The following is a 3,927-nucleotide window of genomic DNA, read 5'->3' on the forward strand; positions in this document are numbered from 1 at the left end:
CTGTGATGTAGCCCTGCTGCTAAATGTACAAGATGACCATATTGGCGTTGACGGTATTGATACCTTAGAAGAGATGGCTGATTTAAAAGGTAAACTGCTGTCCTTTGCCACAAAGGCCGTTGTTATAAATGCTGATGACTCACGCTGTCTAGCTCAACGCAGCAAGGTACTCCCCGAAACTGAAATAATTTTTGTCAGCAATAATCCTGAATCTGCTACTTTCTCTACCCATATTGCACAAGGCGGGCGCGGCATAGCTTTAAATACAGTAAACAGTGAAGAGTGGATAACTTTCTTCCATGGAGAAAGCTCTCATAATCTGCTGCCTGTTAATTCTATTCCCGCAGTAATGGGAGGAGCTGCACGCTTTAACATTCAGAACAGTATGTTTGCCATTGCCGCAGCCCTGGCGCAAGATATTGAAACAGAAAAGGTCGCGGCTGCAATGACTGGTTTCCATTCCAGTTATAAGACGAATCCGGGGCGTTTAAATCTCATCCCTGGTTTCCCATTCCAAATATTGCTCGATTTTGCACATAACCCTGATGGGGTTAAAGAGCTTAGTAATGTACTCGATCAACTCCCGTGCTCCGGCAACAAAGTACTGGTGAGCAGCAAAATTGGTAATCGTCATTTCCAACACATTACTGCAGTAAAAGACACATTGCTGAAACACTTTGATACTTTTGTCTGCAGCCGGGAAGGAAGTGCTCTTAAAAACCCCGAATACGAGGGTCAACCTGAAGATTACATGCCAAAACAGTTTGCTAAGGAGTTAATCCAAGCGGGGGCAAAACCAGCGAATGTCCATGTAGAGGCAGCTTCTGACAAAGCGGTAATAAAAGGTACAGAATTAGTAGAGGAAGGAGGGATGCTTGTCTTGCTATGTGATGAACATGAAGCATTCACTGTATTGGACGAGCTTAAAGCCAGCCTATCGATGCAAGACGCCCTAACCGAGAAGATATGACACCAAACTATGATAAAAAAAAGCCCTGGGAAATATAGGAAGGGGAACGGACAATTTCTCAGGGCTTTAACGCATGCTTGTTGTAAAGAGCCACAACCATGGCTAGATGAACGTATACGTGACTCTTGGAGGGTAGACCTGCAACAGATGAAAAAGTTCCCTTCTGATTAATAATATTTAACCATTAGAAAGCAGGCGACTAGTGCGCCTGCTCCCAATTTTCACCCATGCCAGCATCCACCAGTAGAGGCACATCAAGGTCTGCAGCATCAGCCATACGCTGTTTTACCTCAGCTGCAAAAGCGTCTAATTGCTCTTCACGTACTTCAAATACCAGTTCATCGTGAACCTGCATAATAATACGGGCATCAAACTCTGACTCATCAAGCCACTTATCAACCGCTACCATCGCCCGTTTGATGATATCTGCTGCAGTTCCCTGCATAGGTGCATTGATCGCAGTACGCTCCGCAGCCTGACGTCGCATCGCATTTTTCGCTTTTATTTCTGGTAGATACAGGCGGCGACCAAACAAGGTTTCCACATAGCCCTGCTCCTGCGCCTTCGCTCGAATATCATCCATATAGTGCTGCACGCCCGGATAGGTTTCGAAGTAGTGTTCAATGTATTGAGCTGCATCCTTACGTGCGATACCCAGCTGCTTCGCCAAACCAAATGCGGACATGCCATAGATCAGACCGAAGTTGATCGCCTTAGCGCTGCGGCGCTGATCATCAGATACTTGATCCAATTCAACCTTAAACACCTCAGAAGCTGTAGCTCTGTGTATATCAGCTCCTTTGGAGAACGCATCCAGCAAACCTTTATCCTGTGACAGGTGCGCCATAATGCGCAGTTCAATCTGGGAGTAATCAGCAGCAACTATCTTGTAGCCTTCTGGTGCAATAAACGCGTGACGGATTCTGCGCCCTTCTTTTGTCCGCACAGGTATATTCTGTAGGTTAGGATCGGTCGACGACAAGCGTCCCGTCGCTGTGACCGCCTGATGATAGGAGGTGTGAATACGCCCGGTTTGCGGGTTGATCATCAACGGCAGTTTGTCGGTGTAGGTTGATTTCAGCTTGCTCAGGCTGCGGTGTTCCAGAATCAATTTTGGCAGTGGGTAATCCAGTGCCAGTTCCTGTAGCACTTCTTCAGCTGTGGAAGGAGCACCCTTCGGTGTTTTCTTAATAACCGGGATACTCAGCTCTTCAAACAGAATCTGCTGCAGCTGCTTGGGAGATGCCAGATTAAACTCTTTACCGGCGATATCGTAAGCTTCACGTTCCAGTTCCACCATACGTTCGGCAAGTTCAATACTCTGCTCACCCAACATCGCAGCATCTACCAACGCACCATTACGCTCTATGCGGGACAGTACCGGAATCAGTGGTTTCTCAATATCAGTGAATACAGCCGATAGGGTTTCATCTTTTCTCAGTTGAGAATTGATTGCCTGGTGAAGGCGCAGTGTGACGTCTGCATCTTCGGCCGCATAAGGTGCAGCCTGCTCCATCTCAATCTGATTAAAAGTGAGCTGCTTCTTACCCTTTCCAGCGATCTCTTCGAACTTGATGGTTTTCACACCCAGATAGCGGTCGGCAAGGCTATCCATATCGTGGCGTGTTGCAGTGGAGTTCAATACATAGGATTCCAACATGGTATCAAACTCAATCCCCTGTAGCTCAATTCCATAACGGGCCAGTACATTCATATCGTACTTAAGGTGCTGACCTACTTTCTTATGATCAGGGTTTTCTAAGAGTGGCTTCAGCTTTTCCAATAGCATTTCGCGACTGATCTGCTCCGGAGCTCCCATATAATCATGGGCCACCGGTACATAAGCGGCTTTACCCGCTTCAACCGCAAAAGAGACACCCACCAGCTCCGCTTCCATATAGTTGAGACTGGTAGTTTCCGTATCAAAAGCAAACAGTTCAGCTGTGGATAACTTTTCGATCCAGCTATCCAGTGCGGCTTCATCCAGTACCACATCGTATTCAACATCGGATGGTGCTTCTGGAAGCGCTTCATCATCTTCGGTAGAAATATTACTGCTACTACCTACTTCACCTGATTCCAGATCTTTTACCCAGCTACGGAATTCAAACTCTTTAAACAGCTCCAGTAACTGCTCTTTTTGCGCTTCCGGCTTAGTGATATCCGCTACAGACTCATTCAGTTCCACATCAGTTTTGATGGTTGCCAACAGGTAGGACAGATCCGCTTCTTCACGGTTTTCTTCCAATTTTTTCGCCATGGTTTTGGAACCACGGAAACCCAGGTCTGCTATTTTATCCAAATTAGCGTAGAGATCTTTCAGGCCGCCAATTCCCTGTAGCAGCGCAAGTGCGGTTTTCTCGCCTACACCCGGGACACCCGGAATGTTATCGACCTTGTCTCCCATCAATGCCAGATAATCGATGATCAGCTCAGGAGGAATACCAAATTTCTCCTTCACTCCATCTATATCCATGATGGTATCGGTCATGGTATTGATCAGGGTGACATGCTGATCCACCAGCTGCGCCATATCCTTATCACCGGTAGAGATCAGCGTATCAATGCCTTTTGCACTAGCTTCGCGGGCCATGGTGCCGATCACATCATCCGCTTCAACACCCTCTTCAACGATCAGTGGCATACCCATCGCTTTCACAATGTTGTGGATAGGTTCAACCTGGCTTCGCAAGTCATCCGGCATGGGAGGACGCTGCGCTTTATATTCGCTGTATATCTCATCACGGAAGGTTTTACCTTTGGCATCAAAGATCACCGCGATAGGGCTTTCTGGATACTGTTTAATCAAACTCTTTAGCATCGATGTCACGACACGTATTGCTCCAGTAGGAATTCCAGCAGAATTTCTCAGGTCTGCTTGCTGTGAAGCAAAGAATGCACGGTATAAATACGAGGAGCCGTCGACTAGAATGAGAGGAGAGTTAGAGGATTGGCGC

At 47.0% G+C, this 3,927-nt stretch carries 2 protein-coding genes; one reads left to right on the forward strand and one right to left on the reverse strand.

Going from position 1 to position 3,927, the window contains the following annotated elements; all coding sequences use genetic code 11:
* A partial coding sequence (locus GY843_RS00885; RefSeq protein WP_297305833.1) for a Mur ligase family protein occupies window positions 1-970 on the forward strand: 970 nt, incomplete at its 5' end.
* A 199-nt stretch (window positions 971-1,169) separates the two neighbouring features.
* On the opposite strand, the gene polA is transcribed toward GY843_RS00885, so the two are convergent.
* Window positions 1,170-3,927: DNA polymerase I (gene polA / locus GY843_RS00890; RefSeq protein ID WP_297305834.1), on the reverse strand; the 2,758-nt coding region annotated here is incomplete at its 5' end.

The sequence above is a fragment of the Neptuniibacter sp. genome (assembly GCF_024231755.1).
Taxonomy (GTDB): domain Bacteria; phylum Pseudomonadota; class Gammaproteobacteria; order Pseudomonadales; family Balneatricaceae; genus Neptuniibacter.